We start from the raw sequence: 23,164 nt of genomic DNA, 5'->3' as shown, positions 1-23,164 counted from the left end.
GTAAAAAATTGGAGGGATCTAGAACTTGATTAGCGATTGAAAAAATTGGGACATATTTTGAGGCTCGATGTATCCATATGTTTTATCAGCGACACTTTCCCTATAGTTTCTAGTCGTGTTTTGACTTTGAGAGTTTAAAGCCCAATCACACTCTTTTTGGATATTGAAATAGATGATGGCTTGTACAGATTGAGAAGCAGCAAAATATTTGTAAGTGTCATATAACCAATTGTCTTTGGCTATGTTATTGGAATTTTTAGGGCTTGAGTAGCTACTAGAAGCAATTTGGGTAATAAAAATTGGTTTATTTGGGGCAAGCTTTTGCATTCTCTTGATAAAAGGCTCATAGACATGTTCAGGTTTGTCCCAGAGTTTTCTTTGATTAAGTGGGCTCTCACAATATCCCCAGTTATAACCACTAAAACCGACGATATCAACTTGGGCATCACTCGGATAATAGTTCTCGAAGTCGTGATTGCGAACTCTGCTAAAACCATTGGGAGAAAACACCCAAAGTACAGATTTTGGAGGGATGTCGAATTCCGCAAAAATTTGCTGAAATCTTTTATAAGCAAGTTTGAAATTTTCAGGATCGAGGCTATAAGCTTCACCACTGATATTCATTTCTTGCAATGGAGCAATGAACATCATCCGTTCATCACCTTTTTTTGTCCAATCAGCAACAGCATTTGCTACTCTGCGTATGTCTTGATCTAAATCTCCTCTGGCGATCGCCGCAGCATTATAAGTAGATTTGAGATTGATGAATGCAGTATAGCCATTCTCTCGAAGGAGTTCCAATCGATGACCAATGTTGTAGTCAGGATTTTCGTCTTGAATGTCCATAAAGATACCCACGATCGCATGTTTTTTACCTGCCCATTCCTCTAATTCACGAAGTTCACGATTAATCACGCTTTGTTCTCCTACATAACCACTGGGATAAAGACCAAGTAAAATAGGAGGCTTGATGGCAGCTTTAGCTGTTGGTAAAGCTTCGATTGCTTCCTTGGGAGAGGAGTTAATATGAGGTCTAGACTCAGCATCACTAACTCCATATAGAAATAGGCTCAAAATCGGACTAAAGAGAAAGGATAGTTTCATCAATCGATTTTGCGACTGATTTTTTTTATGGAAGGTTGGAGATAATTTAAAAGATTTAAACATAGTGATTATTGAAAACTTTATTAGTAGAGTAAATCAAGCAATTTTGACCATGAAGTAATAAATTGAACTCTCAACCAATACTTTTAGACAATAAGTGGAACCCTGCCTCTCGCCTTGAACAATATGCTTTCTAAAACGATCGCATTAGTATTGACATCCGCTATGTTGTTCACTCCTAAGTTAGGGTCTTCATACCTCCCAGAGAGATAACCGAGATTTTTGTCAGCTAGAAAACTTACAGTTTCGCGTAGCTTAATAGCATAGTCATCAGTTTTGAGAACGCTCCAACCAAAGGCTGCCTTGGTGCTGGCAAATTTTAATTCAGGATGGGGATTGCCTTTGCTATCAATAGCTTGCCAAGGTTGTCCATTGACAAAAGCACTGTAGTAAAGGAAGTAAGGCGGTCGATTAATGGAATCTTCATTGATGCAGGTAACAATTTTGGTTCGTTCATAGCGTTGCTTTTGCAGTTGATATAGAGTCTCGGCTTGGCGCTTACCCATTTCATTCCAGCCAATTTCTAAGCCCCATAAGACATAAGGATCATTAGTGAGATGATTGCTTGCACCTGAGCTTTGAAGATCGCGTCGATCTGTATCTAAACTGATGCCATCGACTTGTACAGTTTTGATCGGAGGATTATTAAGTGCATTCTTGGCTTCGATATCCCAAAGTTTGAGACAGCTTGCAGCATATTGCTCATAGCCGAGTCGTCCCTCTTGAAGATATTGCAGGCGATCGCTAGAGTCGGGATGTCCACCATAAAGTAAACCATCTCTGACTAATTTGGCTAATTGCCAACGCTTGACGATGTTGTTAATGCGCTCACTATAGATAGGATGATGAACCCGCATGATATGCATTGCACCCAAAAAACGCGCTGTATCCAGAGCCGACCATCCGCTGATGCCATTAGGGTCAGGGGTATTGTCGAGCTGAAACATAGCAGCAGAGATAGTGCTATAGGCTTTGTTTGGTAAGCCATGTTTAGGCAATGACAGTTTTTCGAGGGTGTTAAGGAGCGTATTAAGACGCTGCTGAAAAATTTCTGGCGAAATTATGCCAAGCTGCTGTGCAGCATGTAAGCCGAGTAAAGCACTGCCTTGATCCCAAAGTGTTGTCCATGCATAGCCATTAACCGCATTGACCAGTCCTGTCTGCGGATTGGAGTTATTCTCAAAATATTTCCATGCTTGCCTTGCGGCGATCGCATCGCTGTCAGATAAAGAGATCGGTTGAGCTTTAAGCGGCGGCGGTATAACTGGATCAACTACTGGTTTGACGGTTATAGGAACGGGTTGTTTGATGACAGCAGGAATATCTGGTGGTTTTGGAATGCTTGCAACTTCAACATTTAGTGATACCCAGAAAGTATTAGTTCCATCGGTAACAAGTTTTGCAGTTGGAATTTTGCTGTTTGGTAATCCTCGGCTCATATCGTCGGAGGCGATCGCTTGCCACCAAGGAGAATTATTTGACGTAGGGCGTAAAAGCGGCTGGCGATTGGTCGCCCGATAGAGCATCGCTTGCAAAATCAAGCTATTGGTATTGGCGGTTTGATTGTTTTCGCGATTGCCAGAGCTTTCGTAAAAACCCTCGTAAAATCCAAGTTGCGGATTATAAAGATCGGTAACAGATTGCCAAAGTTCTCGACTATAGGGATCGTCAGGAAAAAGCGCATACATCGCAAAAGCTACACCTGTACTGACGAGGCGATCGCTCTTTACCGATTTACCCTCATCATCGAGGTTTGCCCAGCCCTGACCATTACCGACGATCGTGCTATGCAAAACAAATGGAGGGGTATTGATTGCCGCCGTATTGGCTGCGGTGAATAACTTCGTGCGTCGATAGCGTTCTGCTTGCGCTTTAAAAATCGGCTCAGCTAAAGCTCTCATCTGCGGATCAAAGCCAAATTCTAAGCCATAAAGCAAAAATGGTTCACTAACCGTATAAATTGTCTCCTTTGATTTTGGTGCATCATTTCGTTGCACAGGTACTTCCATGCCTTCGATATTGGCTTTGGTATATTGAGTTCCGACTACGGAACGATCAACATCAAAGCCCCATAACTGAAATGCTCTGGCGGCATATTCGCTATAGCCTAAACGAGTTTCAGGTTGTGCCCGAGCCAAGCTGCGACCTGCATTATCTCTAGTGACAGTGCCGCTAACTAAAGCGCGATCGCGAACTACACGCAAATATGACCAATCTAGTAAAGTGCGATCGACAGCATCAGTGTATTGAGGGTAGCAGGACTTTAAGCCATGCAAAGCCGATAGAAATCGACCTAGATCGGCAGCCGACCAGCCTGTCCCATCGGTTGGATTGCCTCCATAGTCTACAGGTTGCAGTGACCAAGGATCGTAAGCGCGGTTAGGTAGCTCGCCGCCAACTAAGGGAAGTTGCTTGACCGTTCCCAGTAATTGCCTCACATAGCGATCAAATTCATCTTGAGGAATGATCTCTAAGACCCTTGCCGATCGCAGAGCCGCAAGGTAATCTCCCAATCCCCAGAGAGTTACGCCCTTAAAATCACTGCGATCGTTGATTAAACCCGTTGCTTGGGAATTAGTGCGAAAATATTGCCAAGCAGCTAGAGCATAGCGTCGTTCAGAGATCGACAGAGGTTGGTTCAGCTTAGGGCAAGGTGTGGACTCCGCAGGAACTGGCGCGATCGGTTCTGGTATTGCTGCCGCAGTTGCATTAGCGTTATCGCCTGTCTCTGAACCTGTGGCGGCTGGAGTTGGTTTTAAATCTCCGCGATCGACGATGGGACGATTTCCTCTTGCTTTGTAATAAAGGATTTCTAAAATCAACCCATTCGTATTTCCTGTTAAAGACTTATTAGGAATTTTTGAGGCTTCATAGATACCTGCATAAAAACCTTCGCCTTTTTGACTGCGTAGCCCTTTGACTGCATCAAAAACCTTTTTCGCATAGGCATTGGTGGGATAGAGATAGTGCCAACCAAAAGCAGCTTTAGTACTGATACTGCGAAATTGTGGGATCGGCTTATTCTCATCGGTAATCGCCGCAAAGTTTACCCCATTGGAATAAACCGTATTGTAAATAAAGTAAGGCGGCGCATCAAGGTTATCTTCGGTTACGGCAGTCAACTGCCCCGTATTGGAATAGCGACGACGTTGTACTTCCAATACTCTACCCGCATAATCTGCTAGTTCTGCATCCCATCCAAACTCAATTCCATCAAGGATATAAGACTCGCTGACCACATAATTATTAGCATTGGTACTTTGGAAGTCACGTAAATCCACAGGGATCTTGATGCCATAGATATCTACAAATTTAAATGGATGATTGGATTTGGCTTTGTCTGCTTTAAATCCCCATAGTTCGTAACCGCGCACGGCATATTCTTCATAGCCTAGTCTTCCTTCTTGGACTAGCATGGTTTTGCCGTCGGGTGTTATCGTTGCTCCGTAGAGTTGATCGTTTAGGAGCGATTGTGTCAGCTTCCAATTCCCCAAAATCCCCTTCATCCAGTCATTATACTTAGGATGACAGGTACGAATAATATGAAACGCTGCCAGAATTCTGCCAATATCTAAAGCTGACCAACCAATACCACGTGGGGTCGGATTGTTGCCATAATCTACCATTGCACCATTAGCTGAGTTGTAGACCTTGTTTGGCAAAGTACCATCAAAGAGTTTAAGTGAACCTAAACCTACTAGGAACTTATTGAACTTTTCATCAAATTCTTTTTGAGAAATTAAGTCCAGCCAACGGGCTGTATTTAAGGCAACTAGGTAATTTCCATAATCCCATAATGTCCCCGAAGGATATCCTCCCGTCGCATTCACAAATCCTGTGGCAGGTTGATAGTTCTTCGCAAAATATTGCCAAGCGGCTCTAGCATATTCCTTCTCTTCACTATTGAGTAGTGCTGGCAAAACTGCACAAGCGTTACCTGAACTACTAGGGATCGTCCGATCGCGATTACGTTGATTTTGGGCGATCGCTAGCTCAATCTGAACTTGCGAACATAAAATCGCCAGCATCACACCAATAATGAAACCTGATACTAATCTGACCCAGCGTGGATAGATGCTTAAGGAGAAATTCCTGCCCATACACTTAACGGTTGTCCCACTTTTTTATAGAGCAAACTTTCTAAAATCACACCGTTGTTATTAGCTGTCAGCGACTTGTTAGGTTCACCTAATGCCTCATAAAAACCGTTATACCAGCCCAGATCGGCTTTGAGATTTGCGGTCACAAATCCAAATAGCTTTTGGGTATAGGCGCTGTCATAAAGCACATGCCAGCCGATCGCAGCCTTAGCACTCAAGAAGCGCAAATCATTGCGAGTTTCGCGAGTATCGGTAATGGTCGCCCATGCGCTCCCATTTACAAACAAAGTGCTGTAAACAAAATAGGGAGCACGATCTAAATTATCTTCAGTAACAGCCGTAAGTATCTTAGTGGCTTTATATCTCCCTTCTTGGGCAGCCAATACGCGATCGGCATAGGCTTTGGGTAATGACTGAAAACCAGTTTCTATGCCATCAAGAATGAAGGGCTCACTCAAAACATAGTTGTTTGCCTCGGAGTTCTTATAGTCCCGCTTGTCATAGGGAACCCCCTGTCCATAGAGATCAACAAAGGCTACCTGAGATTTTGCATCAATTGCCTTAGATACATCCAGACCCCAGAGTTTCAACCCATAGGCAGCATAGTTTTCATAACCCAATCGACCTTCTTGGTTATAAGACTCCTTGCCCTTATCAACACTAGTGCCGTACATCTGTCCATCTTTGGTGAGACGCTCCACTTTCCAGCTTTTCCAAACTGCTTCCGCATCTTCAGTGAGACTTGGATATTTGGTTGCAACGATCTTCAGCCAGATCGCCATTCTCCCGATATCCAGAGCTGACCAGCCAATTTCTTCTGACTGATCTAACTTTCCATAGTTAACAGGAATCAGGGTTTTAGAGTTATAGACTTTATTGGGTAATTCGCCTTTGTAAAGTTTTAACTTAGCTAAAGTTTGCAATGAGCGCCGCATCTTTTTCTCGAAGTCTGCTTCAGTCACAAAGCCAAGTTCCTTGGCGCTAACCAAAGCTGCGATCGCTGCTGCCTGATCCCATAATGTGACTGCGGGAAACCCATCAGCAGAATTGACTAAGCCCGTGTCTTCATTCCAATTCTTTTCAAAATAACGCCATGCTTGCTTAGCTGTCGCCATTTCTTCGGCAGTGAGTTTACCAACTTTGGGCGCGATATATGGCGGATTACTAATTTCTTGTTGTTCTACAGCTACGGCTTGTCCAGCTAATTTCATAGATTCATTATCAAGTTTCGTGATCGCCTGAATTTCCTGCGCCGATAATGGCTTTGCAGTAGAAGTAGGGGTTGGGGTTGGCAGCCTTACTGGCTGAGTTGGTGGCTGAGTTGCTTTTTCGGTTGGTGTCGCGATCGCTGTTGATGAAGACAGTAAAGGCTGCTTAAGATTGCTGGAAAGTTGTTCCATCCCGAAAATAATTGCGATCGCGGTGGCTACTCCCCCAAAAGTTGCTAGCAAGACCCATTTTTTTGGTGGTGGCTCAAAATCGTTATTCATATTTGAATTCCTGTAATACCCCATAAGAACTTGGTAGAAATCGATAAACGTCGCATTGCGTCGCTAACTATAATCATAAGGCTAAAGATCATTAAAGTATCATTAGAATTTCATTCGCAGCTGCCCAGAAATGGTTTCGTTTTTTGAACTATCCCCTGTATCAGACTTACGCACATTACTAAAGGCATAGCCTAAATCAGCCTCAATATTTGGAGAAACTTTGACTACACATTTCGCTTGATAGCTACTTGCAGGAGAAAAAATAGCGTCTACCCTTTGTTCTCCACTACTAATGGCTAATCGACAGTTTAAGAAATTAAATATATCTCCTTGCCAAGATAGTTCACCAGTGTATACGAGAAAATCTCGTGGTGAAAAGTAGGTATTTGGCGTAGCTTCTCGTTCGTAAAACCAAGTAAATAAATTGGCAGCGATCGCAAACTGACCAAACTTACGTTCTAATCGGCTAAAAGACTGTTGATCGGTATTACCATCATTGTAGTCACCCCACCGATATAGAGAAAACAAAGCTGTATTTGGATCGATTTGCCAATAAATATTTGGTCCAAATCTGCGAATTTTGATTTGATTCTCAAGCGTGTTTACATTTGATTTATAAGGTCTTTGCTCAAAAAAGCCAAATAGGGTTACACCATTTAAGACAGGAATACTCGCATTTACTTCTATATTTGCTGTTGTTGCTAAGCGATCATAAATGTCGATTCCAGCACGCAAATTAAGGTTGACAGAGCCTAATTTTTTCCCAATTCCAAACTGTAATGGGGTATTATATATTGATCGTTTTTTCGATAAGTTAAAGGAATTAAATCCTGTTTGAAAACTGATAACAGTATCGTCTTTAAAACGCAATTTCCAAGTTGGTTCAATAATTTGATTATATTGACCATTTTTATCATCATCGGTTTGGTAATTGATAATCATGCTCTCAAGTACTGCATAATCCGTCATTACTAGTTCTTTTTTGGGTGATGCGATAAACTCTTCGATAGGTAATGACTTTCGATCTGACATTTTCATGCTGGGGCTTACGATTAATATTTTATCTGCTATTTTGTTCAAGTCTTCAATCTCTTTTAGAGTGGCAAACTGCAAATTATAAATATCCTTATTTAAGAGAGTTTTACTTTCTTGATTTTCGTCAGAATTTATTTTTTCAATATTTTCAATATAAAGCTGCTGCTCTTGTGCAAATAATGATGCTTCTGTAATACTAATAAATAGCCAGAAGTAGAGCGTAAAAAAAGTAGATTTTAGTAGTTTAGAAAGCCGCATCGATTTATTAAAGGGAAAACATTTTATGAAGTCCATATAGCAAGCTTGTGATCATCAGCACGAATACTACTAGACTTAACATCTGAAATTGACATGTCTTGCTTTATTTCGATCGCTAAATGATGAATTGCAGTCGTCTCAGTAGACTGCGAACCCAGACAATTTCCGTCAGTCCATACCGCCAAGCGATCGCCTTCTAAAACCCACCAACGCGGAACTTTTGTTTCGGTAATGTCCTTAGATACAGCAAATTTAGGTGTGCGATAAATTAGCTCGTAGCCGCCACGTCCATCGGGACGCATGAGAGCGAATCTAGCTTGACCAGAAGTCAGCCAACGCGCTGAAATAGATCGAATAACTCCAAAAGATAGCGGGCGATCAACGTCAATCCGCAAAAATCCGCCAGATAAAGCTTCTCTGGCTTCGGGTATGTTATTCCCACCTTTGGCCATGGGAGGAGGAGTCACAACCCCTATATCGATAAGCTTTCCTGCTATATAGGAAGCCAACGCAGCATGTCCAAGATTATTTAAGTGCAGTCCATCAGCGGAATAGTTGGATAACTCGTCAATGGGAAAGGCTTCTTGTCCTGCATCAATAAAATTAGCCCCAATCTTATTAGCTCCTTCTTTTAGAGCAAGGTCATAAGGCGATCGCCGATCGCGAGTAGCTTGATTTGGCTGTGGGGTGACAACGACTAAGCGATCAGGGCGCAACACTTGAGCCATACCTGTAAGCATAGTTTCCAGATCGCCGCGAAAAGTTGCTGGTTTGGGGTTAACCTCATCGCCCAAGGGCAATTTCCAATAGGCATCATTGACTCCGTATAACATCACAACTAAATCAGGATGTCGCGGTGTGATCGCTTCACGCCAACGCTGCACAGCCGCTGTCGTGCGTAAAGGCTTGCCATCGCGAGATGCCTTCGATAAAGTGGAGCCAGAGAGACTCTCATTGATCTCCTGCCAGCCCATATAGCGAGAAAGTAAAGTACTCCAACGGCGATCGCCTCTGGATGCCCATAGTCCCACAGTTGTGCTAGAGCCAAAAAACACGACTTTAGGTGGCGTAGTCATTTGATTAATCGGGAAGGCTTTGCTCAAAACTTGAGAATTTATAACAGGATTGGAAATTCCCTTTTCAACAATCCCCAACTCGCAAGCAAAACTTAGCAATAGTCCTAATACTAAAATTTTTAAGACCCTTTGCTTTGAAGTATCTCGATCCCCCAAAAAATTGTGCAGTAATCTTTTGGGGAATTGAAGTACCTGAAACAATTTAACGAGGTGCATGAGCCCATTCCTCCAATGGTTTACCGACGTGACTATATAGTAATGCTTCTAAAATGATGCCATTGGTATTTATCGTAAGCGCTCGATTTGGTTCTTGGCTTTCTTCGTAGTATCCAGCAAATACGCCACGCTCTGGATCAGCTAGCCAGCGCATCCCTTTATAAACTCGCTCAGTATAGCTAGTACGAAATAGCATATTCCATCCGACCGCAGCCTTAGTGCTGCTACCACGAAAAGCAGAAGCATCTTTACCTGAGGAGTCGAGAGTTTTCCATGGCTGACCATCGACAAAGATGTTGTTATAGACAAACCAAGGAGCGCGATCAAGATTATCTTCTGACCAAGCAGTTAGCTGATTGGTTGCCCAATAACGTCGTTGCTGCACTTGCAATATACGAGCCGCAAACTCGGCGGGCAATGCCTTAAAGCCACTTTCTAGTCCGTCTAAAACATAAGGCTCGCTGGTCACGTAATTGTGATAGGTAGTACGGCGATCGACAGGAACAGCAACACCCAGAATATCAAAGGTAGTCATTTCTGTATTTGGATTTAGGGATACTGTTGGCTGAAGCCCTAATTTTGCTAAACCGTAAGCTCCATATTGTTCATAGCCAAGTCTTCCTTCCTGTTGCCATTCTTCTTTGCCATTACGTGCATCAGTACCCATCAGTTGTCCCTGCTTACTTAAGCGAGTGAGATTCCATTGGGACGTTACTGTTTTGATGGCACTGGCATGCTGAGGATAGCGAGCAGAGATTATATCAAACCACATTCCCAATCGCCCCATATCTAAAGCTGAAAAGCCAATTTCCTGATAAGTATCGAGTTTGCCATAGTTAACAGGTTGAAGCGTCGCAGCATTGTAGGCTTTATTCGGAAGTTCGTTGTTGTAGAGTTTTATTTTAGCTAGAGCCTCCAAAGACTGAGCCATCCAACGATCAAATTCATCGGCAGGTAGCAATCCTAATTCACGGGCAGCCGTCATGCCAGCAAACTGACTGCCGACATCCCACATTGTGGTTGCAGGAAAAAATGCGGCTGAGGAGACTAACCCTGTCGGTTGGCGATTTAGTTCAAAATAGCGCCATGCACTTCGAGCCAGTTGGCGATCTTCTTCGCTTAAGGGAATACGATGCACTACAGGTTTAGGTACGGCTGTGCTTTGATGCCAAAGTATAATTTGGTGAGTTCCCCAAGCTGCCAGAAAAATAAAGCCACAGAGAATGAAAGACCAAAAACGTTGACCTTGAGAAGATAAAACTTTCATGATTAGCGAGGGATAACATTGAATAGGACTTTATATTTCACAGCAAACCAGAAACCCGCGATCGCGATCGCCTGTAATAATGTCGTTAGCCAAGCACTGCCTTGAACAAGTCCAGGAACTAGAAACCAAATCACGGTTACGGGAACATGTGTAGTGTAGATGTAAAGAGAGTTTTGCCCTAAAGGAACTAGTAAATTTCCTAGGGTTTTATAGAGTGGTTGCCAACAAGCATCGATGAATGAAAATAGCAATGAGAATAATGCTACGAGCGTTACTAGGCGAACTGGCCCGTTGATACTGCGATCAGTGAGGTTTAGCCATAATGCGCGATCGTTAACTTTGGTTGGCCAAGTGCCTAGCTGCAAATCATATTGAGCCGCCACGATCGCCCCAATAGCGATCGCTCCCATCGCTAATAAAAATGGAATTTTAGGAATCCGATTCCAAATCTTGCCCACAGATTCTTTGTGATAGCCCATTGTCAGACCATGCACATAGAGCAGTTGCCAAGTGGCAAAGGTGAAGTAAGGATGATCGCGATCAATAGGATGAAAACTAAATACATGGGGATGAAACTGATTTAGTCCCCACAATGACCAAGATATAGCCAGAAGCGGCATCCAGAAACCTCGTCTCAGCAACCAAAACATGACTGGAGAAGCAAGTAAACAGAGCACATAGAGCTGCAAAATATCGATTACTGGAGGAGCTAAATGGAAAGTTGCCGCCGCCAATAAAATTTGCCACCAAGCGCCTGGAGCTTGCTCAAAACATGGCAATGTCCAACCTGGAGCAATAATGCTTAATAATCCTAAAACTGCCATCAGTGTAAAGCTGGTCACATAGAGAACTAGCGATCGCTCTACTAGTTTTTTCATGGCTTCTGTCAAGCCCAATTTGCTAATCCGCTTTAAAGTAACCATTCCCAGTACAAAACCTGAGAGGAATACAAACCCTTCGGCAGCGCTGGCATAGATATGCCCCTGTGTCACATTATTGAAATAAGAATTACTCTCTAAATGGTTTACGACCATAAAGACGATCGCAATTCCCCGTAAAAAATCAAGGCGAAAATCACGCTTTTCATCCATCGTTGGATCATAGCGCCAAGGAACACGAAGGAAGTCAAAAGGTGTTTTAGGTAAATTAAGCATAGGAATCAAGAAATAATAATTGGTTATTTAGAGATGCAAATTTAATAAAGATGAGTTTCTATATCCTCAAAGTTCCGACTAATCTAGTCCTTTCGTACCAGTTAGATTAGCTCCTTGAAAATTAGTGTTATCCAATTTGGCTCCACGTAAATTTGCATCACTCAGATTTGCCTCGCTAAGATTGGCTCCATTTAAGTTGGCTTCACTTAAATTAGCTCCATTAAGGTTCGCCCCAGTCAAATTACTGCCGCTTAAAACAACTCCACTCAAATTAGCTCCACTTAGATTAGCTCCAACCAAAATGGTTCCAAGCAGAAGTGAGCATCCCTTTAAATTGACTTTAGTTAAGTCAGCCTTGCTAAGGTTTGACATACTTAAATTAATGCCTACCAAAGTTGCTTCACTGAGGTTTGATTCTACCAGATTTGAGTCTACAAAAGTAGCTCCGCTCAAATCGGCTTTACTGAAATCGGTCTCCTTAAAATTGGATTGGATCGCAGAAGCTGCAATCAACTGAACTCCTGACAGGTTGGCTTTGCAAAATTCAACGTTATTGAGCTTTGCGCCCATAAGATTCGATCCAGATAAATTTATCTCATTCAAACAAGTGTTAGACAAGTCTACTCCTACTAAATTTATGCCAACAAACTCTCTTGCCCCCAACTCATATTGTTCTTTGATCTTTTTGTCATTCATATTTGTTCTTTATTACAAAATGATTCTTATAGAACTTACGCAAAATCTGCATCGCAATGTATAGGCAAGACATGAATTGCCTTTACAATACATTTTCTTGTGTAATACCAATTCACAAAAGTGTGACGACACTTTTGTAAATTAAAAACCAAATCCAGTAAGGGGTTTAAAAGCACAAAATGTCTACGCCATTTTGTGCTTTGGTATAAGTTCTGTTGCAATTGGCTAGCTTGCGTCAGAATTAGTGGGCTTATTATTAAAGAAATAGCTTAGTCAATTAATACTATTCCCTTAATATTGATAAATTGCGTCAGCATTTTTGCTTACTACCCCCCCCTTTTTTTTTGTTTATTTCCACTATTTTATCTTGTCTAAAATTTCATTCTGACCTGCCCCGATACTGACTCGCTATTAGAGCTAAGTCCTGTATCTGGCTTGCGGACATTGCTATGTGCATATCCCAAATCCGCCTCAATGTTTGGGGAAATCTTTGCAGTACACTTAGCTTGGTAACTATTTGCAGGCGAAAAATTACCTGCTCCTCTCTGTTCTCCAGCATTTAATGCTACCCGACAATTTAAAAAATTAAATATATCCCCTTGCCACGATAGTTCACCTGTATAGACTAGAAAATCTCTTGGTGAAAAATAAGTATTGGGTGCAGATTCTCGTTCGTAAAACCAAGTAAATAAATTAGCAGCGATCGCAAACTGTCCCCATTTCCGCTCTAACCGACTGAAAGACTGTTGATCCGTGTTGCCATCGCTATAATCACCCCATCTATACAAAGAGAATAAAGTAGTATAGGGATCAATTTGCCAATAAACATTAGGTCCAAATCTGCGAATCTTGATTTGGTTTTCGATGGTATTTACGTTTGACTTATAAGGCTTTTGTTCAAAAAATCCAAACAAAGTCACTCCGTCAAAAACTGATAGATTAGCATTCACTTCTATATTTGCTGTGGTTGGTACGCGATTAAAGATATCAATTCCCCCTCGCACATCAAGATTCACTGGTCCAATTCTTTTTGCAACTCCGAACTGTATCGGGACATTGTATATAGACTCTTTTCCAGCTAATTTAAATGAATTAAAGCCTGTCTGAAAGCTAATAACAGTTCCATCTTTAAACCGCCATTTCCAAGTAGGTTCAAAAATCTGGTTGACTTGTCCGATTTTATCATCATCACCTTGGAAATTTGTCGTCATGCTATCAAGGACAGCATAATCAGTCATTACTGACTCCAGTTTAGGAGGCGAAATGAATTCTTGAACAGGAATTATCTCTGGTTCGGGTGTTTGCAAACTAGGATTCAATCTACTAGGTAATGCTAAAATTCTATCTTGGCTTCTATTTAGTGATTTTTCAATCTCTTGAAGTGGCAAGATGTTTGAGCTATCTTTAATACCGAGAAGATTGACCTGATTGTTTTGTTCTTGATATGTCCCTTTCTTGTCCTGCATATCTTCTGCTCTCAATGCAGGAGATATGCTACTCATTGAGGCGCAAATTAAAATTGAGAAAGATAAAAGTTTAGAAGAATTACTCATTATTGTTTTGCCAATTCCTTGAGCCTCTCATTCCTTAGCACTAGACTTCTCTTATAGAAATTAGCTCTCAAAATACAAAAAAAATAAAAAATAAGGGTTGTGATGAAATACTAATATTCAATAGTCATACTTTCGTAGGTTGTCCCATGAGTTGTTTGAATTCTCTCAGTAGGCTTGGCTTTAATCTTATTCACAAATTGCGCTTCAGTCATCTCAGCATTTACAGCACTATTCTCAACGTCAAGATCTAGTTGAGCGAGGTTGCGATCAAGTTCAGCAAGGCGATTTACTATTTGTTGCTGGCGATCGCATACTCGCACTAATTCTTCTTGCAGACGCTCTTTTTCATTGGCGAGTTGATGCATCTGAATATATAACGCTGAAGGCGTTTTACGCAGTGGCATCGAACGTAACTTCGGCTGGATTGGTCTTCTAGATGCTCGAGAAATAGTCATAGGATTTAGTCCTGATGGGCATGGTTTGGAAGGTTAAGAATGTGCGGCGCAAAGCGCCGCACATTCTTAATTATTATGAATTAGTTGGACTTGGCTCAAAGAATACTTTATATAAAATAAATCCGACTAGCGCCATAATGCCGATGGAAATCGCAGCTGCAACTAGTTTAAAGATAAAACTCAGGATTGTAAAGGAAACCAAGCCGATTACTACTATCGCAGCGACTTTGGTTGCTCCAGTTAGGCTATTGACCCAAGCAATCAGGCTGCCTAATCCAGTTTTAGCTGCATCAACGCTCTGACCAATAGCAATACGTTCTGGCTCAGCACGTTTGTTGGGGTCGTGAGTTTGACCACTTGCTTGTTGTTTATTGCCCATCACTTCGCGCTCTAGCTCACGAAAGCGTTCTTCTAGGTTATCGGGTTGACTCATAGCAGCAAATGAATAAAAAACTATGTTTCATTCTACTGCATACCTTGGAATACCTAAAATTTAAGATAATCCTATAGCAATTCAAGAGATAGTTAGAATATAAAACCCAAATAAAAGAGGCGATTTTATTTGGGTTTTATATTCTAGGAAAATATTGCAAACATAAGTCTAGAGAGCTATCCCGAATTTTGTTACAAATTGTTAAAATAATATGTAAACTAAAGTCTACAAGATGAGTCTCCAAAAATCCTATGCCTGCAACCAAAAAAGACTTTGCGTTAGATCGTTATGATGTCGATGCGATCGCAGACTACTATCGCAACCAACCTTTGCGAGTCTGGTGGCGGTGCATAGTGATTTTTGTGCCATTAATCTGGTTGTTTCTGAGACTGCGCCTCAATGCTAAAGCTTCAGCAAAAGAATTAAAAAAATTAGCGATCGAATCGCGTAAGCTGCTTACCCGTTTGGGCCCTGCATTTATCAAAATCGGTCAAGCACTTTCCACTCGTCCTGACATCGTGCCGCCTGTGTTCATGGATGAACTCGCTGAACTGCAAGACCAGCTACCACCGTTTCCTAATGAAATCGCCTTCCAATTTATTCGTGATGCACTGGGAGCCGATCCATTAGAAGTTTATGCAGAGATCTCCGACAACCCGATCGCAGCTGCTTCCCTCGGGCAAGTTTATAAAGGCAAGCTCAAAACAGGTGAACTCGTTGCTATCAAAGTGCAGCGCCCTGACATTGCTGCGGGTATCGCCCTTGACATGTATATCCTGCGCGGTATTTCCGTATGGCTCAAAAAGACCTTTAAATTCGTTCGCACAAATTTAGCAGCGATCCTTGATGAGTTTGCTAGTCGCATCTTTGAAGAAATGGACTACACCTTTGAAGGTCAAAATGCCGAGAAGTTTGCTAAGTACTATGGAGGATTAGACGAGGTTTATGTTCCCAAAATCTATTGGCAATATACCGCTAAACGGGTATTGACAATGGAATGGATTGAAGGCATCAAATTAACTAATGTGCTTGCAGTAAAAGAAGCAGGCTTTGATAGCCGCCACATCATCGAAGTTGGCGTGCAGTGCTCTCTGCGTCAGTTACTTGATTATGGCTATTTTCATGCAGATCCTCATCCAGGCAACTTATTAGTAATGGGTGATGGCAAACTCGCCTATTTAGACTTTGGGATGATGAGCCAAGTTTCGGCTGAACAGCGCTTTGGACTAATCGAAGCGATCGTGCATTTAGTCAATCGTGATTTTGTGGCTTTATCTAAAGACTATGTGCGTCTAGGATTTTTGACAGAAGATATTGACTTTGAAGGAATTGTACCTGCTCTATCGGAGGTCTTTAATCCACCTGAAGGTCAGAGCCTGACTCAAATGGATTTCAAAGACATGACCGATCAACTTTCGCAGATCATGTATGACTATCCTTTCCAAGTACCAGCCTATTATGCACTGATCATTAGATCGCTAGTTACTCTAGAAGGGATTGCTTTGAGCGTCGATCCCAATTTTAAAGTTTTAGCGGTCGCCTATCCCTATGTGGCAAATCGTTTGCTAAATGACACTGCCCCAGAATTACGTATGGCTCTGAAGGATTTACTATTCCGCGATGGTGAGTTCCGTTGGAACCGTCTAGAGAATTTGCTGAGCAATGCTCAAGAAAACCCTGACTATAACTTGAATGGAACTCTCGACAAGGGCATTGATTTCTTACTGTCAGATCGCAGTGAGTTCATGCACGATCGCATTATTGATGAAATCGTTAAAGGTATTGAAGTTGAGACTAGCAAGCGTTTACCAGAAAGATTGCGTTCTTCTCTAATTGGCGATATTGTGATTGATCCTAAAGTCAAAGTATCAATATCTACAACTGAGGCTCCTTCAAGTTTGGGTTATATTGCCAGACTATGGACAATTCTTCAAAAAGATAAGGCGATCGCACCGTTCGATATTTTGCCTTTAGCGACCCGCATACTCAGCAAGCGACAGACTCTCACCATTGGACGTGATGTAATCTCTAAACTAGCTCAGCGATCGCTAGTAAGAGTAGTGCGTGAAGTGTTATTACGCGACGAGAAGAAATATCAAGATGATCAGCAGCAGGATTTGGTCAATAATTCTATTCGCAATCCTCAAGGTGAAGAGCGAGAACTAGTTGGCTCTGGTTTAAGACGACCTGTAAATGGTCGTAGTTGGTAAAACAAAAGGAGCGCTAAACGCTCCTTTTGTTTCTTAAAAGAAAAGTTTTATTCCTGACTCTGTACAAGCAGTCTCCAGCAAATCACTTAAACTCAGCTCCCCAGACCATTTTTGCAAATAATCAAAATCAAGGCGATCGCCCTGAATTTTTAGCACACCCAAAACATCGCGCCATTGCCTCTGTGATTCATTCTTAGTCATCCGATACCAGACTAGTTTTTGCAAAATGATATCTTCAGGAGTGGGCAAGACTAGCATTTGATCGGGGTTTTGCCGAACTAGTTGCGATCGCCGACGTTGAAATTCAATTTGAGGAAAAGGATTATCTTTAAGTACAAAAACATCTATTTTCCCCAGAGAGTCATTATCAATAAGATTAAAAGAACGTTTAAACCTAATTGCATCTCGAACCGCATCTTCAGACACATAGAATCTCGGTTGAAGAGCTTGCAGTAGTGGAATTAGTTTTCCTATTTCTAAATCAGCAACAATATCCACATCTTCGGTTGCTCTCGGCTCTCCCATCAATGTACTTGCAACTGAGCCACCGACTAAATAGGGAATATCTAAATTATTAAAAACAGTGGCTATATCCAGCGCTAGTGAAATTGGATCAGTAAGCATAAGCGGTTGAGCGTATTCAGAAATATTTTGATAGACAAGATCGGAAAAATTAGATTTTAATGTAGCTTTAGCAAATTCATATCGCAATTCCTCTAAGCTTGCTTTTGGATAACGTTGTTGAAGACCAATTAAACAAAGTTCTAAGCATCCTTTTGTCCAACTGGTTGCCCTTTCAGCTTTTTGAATTAGAGTTAGTGCTTTTAACCGACTAAACAGATATATCTCTGCATCAATGCTGGTGTCAATGGATTGGGTTTTGTATCCTACAGGAGCGCTTAGCATGTGATTTTACCTGTCCATCTGACTAGGGCAAACAAAGGTTAATATAAACGAAAACACCCTGTAAATTATGCTAACACAAGACGATCTAAAGAGTGAGCTAGATGCATTGGCTAGTCCAACAAAAGCGATCGCGCTTTCTCGCTTTTTTAAAACTGGTAAAGGCGAGTATGGAGAAGGCGATCGCTTTTTAGGTATTACCGTGCCAGAGCAACGCCAATTAGCCCAAAAATTTATCAGTCTAAGCTTTGATGAGATAGAACAACTTCTCCAAACTGATATTCATGAATACCGTCTTACTGCGCTGTTGATTCTCACCTATCAATATCCTAAAGTCGATGTTTTTAAAAGAGAAGCAATATTTAATTTCTATCTCAAACATACCAAGTGGATTAACAACTGGGATTTAGTAGATGTCACCTGTCGTCAAATTTTGGGCGTACATTTACTTAATCAAGACCGTAATATTCTTTACGAATTAGCCCGATCGCAAAATCTTTGGGAACAGAGAATCTCAATTGTTTCTACCCTAGAATTTATCAAACATCAACAGTTTGCCGATACTCTCGAAATTGCCATAATTCTGCTAAATCATTCTCACGATCTCATTCATAAAGCAGTTGGCTGGATGTTGCGTGAAGTTGGCAAACAAGATCGTCAGATTTTAGTAGGTTTTTTGGATATCTACTATCAGCAAATGCCCCGCACGATGTTGCGCTATGCGATCGAGCATTTTGATGAACCAAACCGAAAAGCATATTTGTCAAAGCCCAAGAATTGAGTGACGGCATTTCGTGCCGTCACTCAATTCTTGGGCTTTCGCACATCTTGGCAATATTGTTTAACTGCTTCCGTAATTATGCTGTTTAGGTCTACATACTTGTTTGCAAAAGGCGGTTGCCAATCGGATAAGCCCAAGACATCGTGGGTTACAAGGATCTGTCCATCACAGCCTTGCCCCGCACCAATGCCAATTGTAGGAACAGGAATCAGTTTCGTAATCTGGGTCGCTAACTCCGCAGGAATATTTTCTAATAAGAGTGCAAAAATACCAGCTTCAACTAAAGCTTTGGATTGATGTAAAATTTCTGAGGCTGCATCAGGAGTACTACCTTGAACCCGATAACCGATTCGATGTACAGATTGTGGCGTTAATCCTACATGCCCCATCACAGGCATTCCCGCTTGCACTAATTTGTGAATAGTTGCCACCATATCGGGATAGCCACCTTCGAGCTTAATACCCCGCGCATCGGTTTCTTTAAAAATACGCCCAGCCGATAGCATCGCTTCTTCAGTACTAACTTGATAGCTAAGAAATGGCATATCGACAATTAGAAAAGCATTTTCGACCCCGCGCCCAACAGCTTGAGCATGATGGATCATTGCATCAAGAGTAACGGGAAGCGTGTTTTTATATCCAAGCGTCACCATCGCCAAAGAATCACCCACCAAAATCATATCCACGCCAGCTTTATCAAGCAGTTTAGCGATCGCATAGTCACTTGCTGTCAGCGCCGTGATCGGCTTTTTTTGCTGTTTCAATTTTTGCAATTGGGCGATCGTTACTGACATCGGGGCATTCCTCGCAAGTATTAAAGAACCAATTTGTTGTTGCTCTGCCGCGCCACAACAAATTGGTTCTTTATTTTATAGGGCTAACATCTAATGTAAACTTTTTAAAGCAAACGCAAAAGATTTATCGAGTTCGGTACGAGAAGCAAACATTATGCAAGTTGGTCAAAAAGTTCGTGTTCGTAGTTTCAAAGATGGTAGCGGTAAGGCGATCGCTAATAAAGTCGGCGAGATCGGAGTCATTAAAGAAGAAAAGATTATGGATGGTAGTAAATGGGGCTTCGTTGTCAAATTCCCTGACAGTACCAAGTCTTGGTTTTTTGCAGATGAGTTAGAATCAGTAGTCTAAAACTGTCATGATGTCGCGCAATGCGCGACATCATCGTTGATAAGCCCTATGGCAGATATTAATCGTCAAGATATTATTCGGGGCATGATGGCTGAGGTTGATGGATTAAGCTATAGCATGGCTTCAGCTAGTCTTGAAGCAGCTTTAGCTTGCGTCACCAAGGCTTTAGCCGACCACCAGTCAGTCATCTTAAGTGATTTTGGCAAGTTTGGAGTGCGTCATCGTCGAGCCCGTTTAGGTATGCATCCTCGTACCCATCAGCCAATTCAGATTCCCGAAGTTAATATTCCCCATTTCACCCCAAGCCCTAATCTAAAAAAGCTGGTGCAAAAGCCTAAGGAAGTGGAGGTAAAATAAAGAACCAATTTTTAGTGGCTTGGCTTTGCTAAGCCACTAAAAATTGGTTCTTTATTAAATTTCAAAAGCCTAACTAAGAAGATCCAATGAGCCTAATTCTGACATTTATCGGTAAGGGCGGCGTTGGCAAAACGACAACTGCGATCGCTGCTGCGCGTGCTTTTGCCGCCGAGAACAAAAAAGTTTTATATGTTGGTCAACAAGCTGGTGATACTCTCAGCATGAGGCTCGGCGTAGATCTGAGCAGTGAGCCACAATTGGTCGCGCCAAATTTTGCAGCCGTACATTTGCAATCAACTGTTTTGCTGGAAAAATATTGGGACAAAATGAAAGGGCTGGAAAATCAGTACCTACGTACTCCTTTTTTTAAAGAGGTTTATGGTCAAGAACTTGGCATTTTGCCAGGTATGGATTCAGCTCTAGGCTTGAGCTTTTTGCGGGAACGTGATGCCGAAAGCAAATATGACGTAATTATTTACGATGGCATGGGCGATCTTGAAACCTTAAGAATGTTAGGGATGCCAGAAATTTTAGGATGGTATTTACGTCGTTTTAAACAGGTATTAACAGGTTCTGCGATCGGTCAAGCAATATCACCTTTTGTTGAGCCAATTTTAAGAAGCATTCTGCAAGTTTCTAGCACCGATGATATTTCGCAACAGGCTGGTGAAATGTCTTCAGTATTAACACGCGGTCAAAAAGCTGTGAACGATCCGAGTCGCGTAGCGGCTTATTTGGTCACAACTGGAGATCCCTATGCGATCGCTACAGCCAAATATCTATGGGGCAGTGCACAGCAAATTGGCTTAACCGTTGGTGGTGTATTTTCTAGAGATCAGATTACCGATTCAGATTTTGAACCTCTTGCAGTATGCCAAGTTCCCGATCAGGTGACTGAGTTAACAATTCCTGAGAATCTTGCTAATCTTGCACCAAAACCCATTGAAATAAATGCAGTAACTAAGCAAGTCAAGTTGTTTTTGCCAACATTCAATAAAAAACAGGTCAAACTAATCCAGTTGGGGCCAGAAGTCACCATCGAAGCAGGCGATCAACGCCGCAATATTTTCTTGCCAAACGAGCTGTCAGGCAAACAAGCTACAGGTGCTAAGTTTCAGGATTCCTATCTCATCATTTCCTTTGGCTAATACTGCCTTCTCAGTGAATAATTATGCGTGCACGGCAAAGCCGCGCACGCATAATTATTCACTTTAATAATGACCATTTTTTTGGGTGGGAAGGGAGTAGCTTCGTGCTGCCCCATCTTTTTAGACATAAAACCCAAAGGATAGTTGCAGCACTTCAAACGCAACTATCCTTTGGGTTTTGATTTGTCCTAGTACACTTGGCGACAGCTACACATAGATAAAGATTTGCAATAACTAAAATAAATTTATTGAAACTATTGCAAGTAATTCTCTTTAGTGTATAAATATAGTTAACCAGCAAATAATTTGATTAATGCTCCTAACAATCGATTTGTGAGCAACAAAGACAAATTTCTAATACTAAATTTTTTTACTTGGCATATTTTCTGTGATGAAACCCATTTTTTTTTATGCTCCTCTAATACTTTCAGGGCTTGTTTTTTGTTTAGTGACGGGCTGTAGTGGCACAAGCACCCCAGAAGCTGCTAAGTCTGGAGCTAATACTACTCCAGCGTCACCTACTGCGGTAACGCCTACGGCATCTAAATCCAGCAAAATTGATATCAACACAGCTCCAATTGCGGAACTTGACAAATTAGAGCTTCCAGGAACAAAACCTTCGTTATCGGAAAGGATTCAAGGTGGCAGACCCTATAAACAAATTGATGACCTCGTAACGAAAAAGGTGATCTCCGTAGAAGAATTCAAGCTAATTCAAAATCTAGTTACCACTGAAACCACCAAGTAGAAAAAGTATGGATTTTAGTAGCGCACTGCCGACTTTCTTAATCACCCTTAGAGAAGGAACAGAGGCAACTTTGGTTGTGGGAATAGTGTTAGCTTACTTGATACAGGCAAAGCAATCTAACCTACAAAAATGGGTTTATTTAGGGGTGGCGGCAGGTTTGTTCGTCAGTAGCATCATGGGCGCGATCGCTCAGAAGCTCCTTGGTGGCTTTAGCGGTACGATCTATTATTTGACTAAAGGTATTTTTTCGCTAGCGGCGATCGTGATGCTGAGTTGGATGTTGATTTGGATGACTCAACAAGCTAAAACTATGCGCCATCAAGTTCAAGCCAATCTCGAAAAAGCAATTAACTCGACAGAAACGCGCAAAGCAGGTTGGGGCGTATTTACCTTAATTGCGGTTGCAGTTTTGCGAGAAGGCGCAGAAACAGTTCTATTTATTACAGGTACATTGTCTCCTGACCAAACTGTATCAGGGATGGCTCAGTATGCACCAGCGATCGGTTGTGTTGCAGGAATTTTTGCTGCGATCGCAATCGGGCTAGCTATTTTTAAGTTTGGGGTCAAGCTAAATATTCGCGCTTTCTTTCAAGTTTTAGGAGTTATCCTGTTACTAATTGTTTCAGGATTAGTCATTACTTCTCTTTCAGCATTTGATCTGGCAAATACGATTGACAAAGTTTTCAATCCCATAACTCAATCCTATGAGTTTCTCGATCCACCTCGTCGAGTCATAGAATGGTTTACCCTAGGCTCACAGGTTACAGATACTTCATCAATATTACCTGCCGATAAATTTCCTGGGATTATCTTCTCAACTTTATTTGGCTATTCTGATAAGTTATACGCCAATCAGGTTGTCAGTTATTGTATATTTCTATCAACGATGGGAACCATATATTTCCGTTCTCTAGAAGGTAAAAAGCTTTTTCGCTAAAACAAAAAAAATAAAGGGGGGCGCGATGCGCTCCTTTTTA

The 23,164-nt window shown here is 41.7% G+C and carries 20 protein-coding genes; 7 read left to right on the top strand and 13 right to left on the bottom strand.

Translation table 11 applies throughout. The annotated features are described in order from the left end of the window. Window positions 1-18 precede the first annotated feature (18 nt). From PseudUWO311_RS16365 to PseudUWO311_RS16315, 11 genes are all read right to left on the bottom strand, one after another. Window positions 19-1,104 (bottom strand): hypothetical protein, encoded by a 1,086-nt coding sequence (locus PseudUWO311_RS16365; RefSeq protein ID WP_142656315.1) that lies wholly within the window; start codon window positions 1,102-1,104, stop codon window positions 19-21. A 146-nt stretch (window positions 1,105-1,250) separates the two neighbouring features. After that, complete coding sequence (locus tag PseudUWO311_RS16360; protein ID WP_223807611.1) at window positions 1,251-5,264, bottom strand: DUF3131 domain-containing protein; 4,014 nt, start codon at window positions 5,262-5,264, stop codon at window positions 1,251-1,253. Further along, complete coding sequence (locus tag PseudUWO311_RS16355; RefSeq protein ID WP_142656314.1) at window positions 5,243-6,754, bottom strand: DUF3131 domain-containing protein; 1,512 nt, start codon at window positions 6,752-6,754, stop codon at window positions 5,243-5,245. Before PseudUWO311_RS16355 ends, PseudUWO311_RS16360 begins: the two co-directional genes overlap by 22 nt. A gap of 102 nt (window positions 6,755-6,856) precedes the next feature. Beyond that, window positions 6,857-8,047, bottom strand: a complete 1,191-nt coding sequence (locus tag PseudUWO311_RS16350; RefSeq protein ID WP_190303535.1) for a hypothetical protein — start codon at window positions 8,045-8,047, stop codon at window positions 6,857-6,859. A 23-nt stretch (window positions 8,048-8,070) separates the two neighbouring features. Continuing rightward, window positions 8,071-9,339, bottom strand: a complete 1,269-nt coding sequence (locus PseudUWO311_RS16345; RefSeq protein WP_142656312.1) for an SGNH/GDSL hydrolase family protein — start codon at window positions 9,337-9,339, stop codon at window positions 8,071-8,073. Beyond that, entirely contained in the window at window positions 9,326-10,606 is a 1,281-nt protein-coding gene (locus tag PseudUWO311_RS16340) for a DUF3131 domain-containing protein (protein ID WP_142656311.1), read from the bottom strand. The genes PseudUWO311_RS16345 and PseudUWO311_RS16340 overlap by 14 nt, the downstream gene beginning before the upstream one ends. Before the next feature lie 2 nt (window positions 10,607-10,608). After that, window positions 10,609-11,760 (bottom strand): OpgC domain-containing protein, encoded by a 1,152-nt coding sequence (gene opgC, locus PseudUWO311_RS16335; RefSeq protein ID WP_142656310.1) that lies wholly within the window; start codon window positions 11,758-11,760, stop codon window positions 10,609-10,611. Between the two features lie 78 nt (window positions 11,761-11,838). Beyond that, entirely contained in the window at window positions 11,839-12,456 is a 618-nt protein-coding gene (locus PseudUWO311_RS16330) for a pentapeptide repeat-containing protein (protein ID WP_142656309.1), read from the bottom strand. A 371-nt stretch (window positions 12,457-12,827) separates the two neighbouring features. After that, on the bottom strand, window positions 12,828-14,009 hold the full coding sequence (locus tag PseudUWO311_RS16325) for a hypothetical protein (protein WP_190303534.1): 1,182 nt from the start codon (window positions 14,007-14,009) through the stop codon (window positions 12,828-12,830). A gap of 110 nt (window positions 14,010-14,119) precedes the next feature. Beyond that, window positions 14,120-14,464, bottom strand: coding sequence for a hypothetical protein (locus PseudUWO311_RS16320; protein WP_142656307.1), 345 nt, complete (start codon window positions 14,462-14,464; stop codon window positions 14,120-14,122). A gap of 73 nt (window positions 14,465-14,537) precedes the next feature. Then, window positions 14,538-14,897 (bottom strand): hypothetical protein, encoded by a 360-nt coding sequence (locus PseudUWO311_RS16315; RefSeq protein ID WP_142656306.1) that lies wholly within the window; start codon window positions 14,895-14,897, stop codon window positions 14,538-14,540. Window positions 14,898-15,148: 251 nt separating this feature from the next. Here PseudUWO311_RS16315 and PseudUWO311_RS16310 point away from each other — a divergent pair, with 251 nt between their 5' ends. Beyond that, entirely contained in the window at window positions 15,149-17,107 is a 1,959-nt protein-coding gene (locus PseudUWO311_RS16310; protein WP_142656305.1) for an ABC1 kinase family protein, read from the top strand. Window positions 17,108-17,140: 33 nt separating this feature from the next. Here the strand turns inward: PseudUWO311_RS16310 and PseudUWO311_RS16305 are convergent, their stop codons facing one another. Next, a complete protein-coding gene (locus tag PseudUWO311_RS16305; RefSeq protein ID WP_142656304.1) occupies window positions 17,141-18,013 on the bottom strand; it encodes a hypothetical protein in 873 nt (290 codons plus the stop codon). Window positions 18,014-18,080: 67 nt separating this feature from the next. Between PseudUWO311_RS16305 and PseudUWO311_RS16300 the strand changes: the two genes are divergently transcribed. Next, the gene (locus tag PseudUWO311_RS16300) at window positions 18,081-18,791 is read left to right on the top strand and encodes a DNA alkylation repair protein (protein ID WP_142656303.1); all 711 of its coding nucleotides are present in this window, start codon (window positions 18,081-18,083) and stop codon (window positions 18,789-18,791) included. Window positions 18,792-18,814: 23 nt separating this feature from the next. On the opposite strand, the gene panB is transcribed toward PseudUWO311_RS16300, so the two are convergent. Continuing rightward, on the bottom strand, window positions 18,815-19,585 hold the full coding sequence (gene panB, locus PseudUWO311_RS16295) for a 3-methyl-2-oxobutanoate hydroxymethyltransferase (RefSeq protein ID WP_142656302.1): 771 nt from the start codon (window positions 19,583-19,585) through the stop codon (window positions 18,815-18,817). 154 nt (window positions 19,586-19,739) lie between these two features. Between panB and PseudUWO311_RS16290 the strand changes: the two genes are divergently transcribed. The 5 genes from PseudUWO311_RS16290 to PseudUWO311_RS16270 all read left to right on the top strand — a co-directional run bounded on the left by PseudUWO311_RS16290 (window position 19,740) and on the right by PseudUWO311_RS16270 (window position 23,124). Continuing rightward, window positions 19,740-19,934: a DUF2862 domain-containing protein gene (locus PseudUWO311_RS16290; RefSeq protein WP_142656301.1), complete on the top strand. Its 195-nt coding sequence runs from the start codon at window positions 19,740-19,742 to the stop codon at window positions 19,932-19,934. 48 nt (window positions 19,935-19,982) lie between these two features. Continuing rightward, a complete protein-coding gene (locus tag PseudUWO311_RS16285; protein WP_142656300.1) occupies window positions 19,983-20,291 on the top strand; it encodes an HU family DNA-binding protein in 309 nt (102 codons plus the stop codon). A gap of 86 nt (window positions 20,292-20,377) precedes the next feature. Beyond that, window positions 20,378-21,439, top strand: a complete 1,062-nt coding sequence (locus PseudUWO311_RS16280; RefSeq protein WP_142656299.1) for an ArsA family ATPase — start codon at window positions 20,378-20,380, stop codon at window positions 21,437-21,439. Window positions 21,440-21,830: 391 nt separating this feature from the next. After that, a complete protein-coding gene (locus PseudUWO311_RS16275; protein ID WP_142656298.1) occupies window positions 21,831-22,187 on the top strand; it encodes a ComEA family DNA-binding protein in 357 nt (118 codons plus the stop codon). Between the two features lie 7 nt (window positions 22,188-22,194). Beyond that, complete coding sequence (locus PseudUWO311_RS16270; RefSeq protein ID WP_142656297.1) at window positions 22,195-23,124, top strand: FTR1 family protein; 930 nt, start codon at window positions 22,195-22,197, stop codon at window positions 23,122-23,124. Window positions 23,125-23,164 lie beyond the last annotated feature (40 nt).

This window comes from Pseudanabaena sp. UWO311 (genome assembly GCF_006937785.1).
In the GTDB taxonomy this organism is placed as follows: domain Bacteria; phylum Cyanobacteriota; class Cyanobacteriia; order Pseudanabaenales; family Pseudanabaenaceae; genus Pseudanabaena.
Note: the sequence above shows the minus strand (reverse complement) of the source record. Positions and strands in the feature narration are given on the sequence as shown.

Coding starts and splice junctions, on each gene's coding strand:
- PseudUWO311_RS16365 (WP_142656315.1), bottom strand. CDS start 1,104: ATGAAACTATCCTTTCTCTTTAGTCCGATTTTGAGCCTATTTCTATAT.
- PseudUWO311_RS16360 (WP_223807611.1), bottom strand. CDS start 5,264: ATGGGCAGGAATTTCTCCTTAAGCATCTATCCACGCTGGGTCAGATTA.
- PseudUWO311_RS16355 (WP_142656314.1), bottom strand. CDS start 6,754: ATGAATAACGATTTTGAGCCACCACCAAAAAAATGGGTCTTGCTAGCA.
- PseudUWO311_RS16350 (WP_190303535.1), bottom strand. CDS start 8,047: ATGCGGCTTTCTAAACTACTAAAATCTACTTTTTTTACGCTCTACTTC.
- PseudUWO311_RS16345 (WP_142656312.1), bottom strand. CDS start 9,339: ATGCACCTCGTTAAATTGTTTCAGGTACTTCAATTCCCCAAAAGATTA.
- PseudUWO311_RS16340 (WP_142656311.1), bottom strand. CDS start 10,606: ATGAAAGTTTTATCTTCTCAAGGTCAACGTTTTTGGTCTTTCATTCTC.
- opgC (WP_142656310.1), bottom strand. CDS start 11,760: ATGCTTAATTTACCTAAAACACCTTTTGACTTCCTTCGTGTTCCTTGG.
- PseudUWO311_RS16330 (WP_142656309.1), bottom strand. CDS start 12,456: ATGAATGACAAAAAGATCAAAGAACAATATGAGTTGGGGGCAAGAGAG.
- PseudUWO311_RS16325 (WP_190303534.1), bottom strand. CDS start 14,009: ATGAGTAATTCTTCTAAACTTTTATCTTTCTCAATTTTAATTTGCGCC.
- PseudUWO311_RS16320 (WP_142656307.1), bottom strand. CDS start 14,464: ATGACTATTTCTCGAGCATCTAGAAGACCAATCCAGCCGAAGTTACGT.
- PseudUWO311_RS16315 (WP_142656306.1), bottom strand. CDS start 14,897: ATGAGTCAACCCGATAACCTAGAAGAACGCTTTCGTGAGCTAGAGCGC.
- PseudUWO311_RS16310 (WP_142656305.1), top strand. CDS start 15,149: ATGCCTGCAACCAAAAAAGACTTTGCGTTAGATCGTTATGATGTCGAT.
- PseudUWO311_RS16305 (WP_142656304.1), bottom strand. CDS start 18,013: ATGCTAAGCGCTCCTGTAGGATACAAAACCCAATCCATTGACACCAGC.
- PseudUWO311_RS16300 (WP_142656303.1), top strand. CDS start 18,081: ATGCTAACACAAGACGATCTAAAGAGTGAGCTAGATGCATTGGCTAGT.
- panB (WP_142656302.1), bottom strand. CDS start 19,585: ATGTCAGTAACGATCGCCCAATTGCAAAAATTGAAACAGCAAAAAAAG.
- PseudUWO311_RS16290 (WP_142656301.1), top strand. CDS start 19,740: ATGCAAGTTGGTCAAAAAGTTCGTGTTCGTAGTTTCAAAGATGGTAGC.
- PseudUWO311_RS16285 (WP_142656300.1), top strand. CDS start 19,983: ATGGCAGATATTAATCGTCAAGATATTATTCGGGGCATGATGGCTGAG.
- PseudUWO311_RS16280 (WP_142656299.1), top strand. CDS start 20,378: ATGAGCCTAATTCTGACATTTATCGGTAAGGGCGGCGTTGGCAAAACG.
- PseudUWO311_RS16275 (WP_142656298.1), top strand. CDS start 21,831: ATGAAACCCATTTTTTTTTATGCTCCTCTAATACTTTCAGGGCTTGTT.
- PseudUWO311_RS16270 (WP_142656297.1), top strand. CDS start 22,195: ATGGATTTTAGTAGCGCACTGCCGACTTTCTTAATCACCCTTAGAGAA.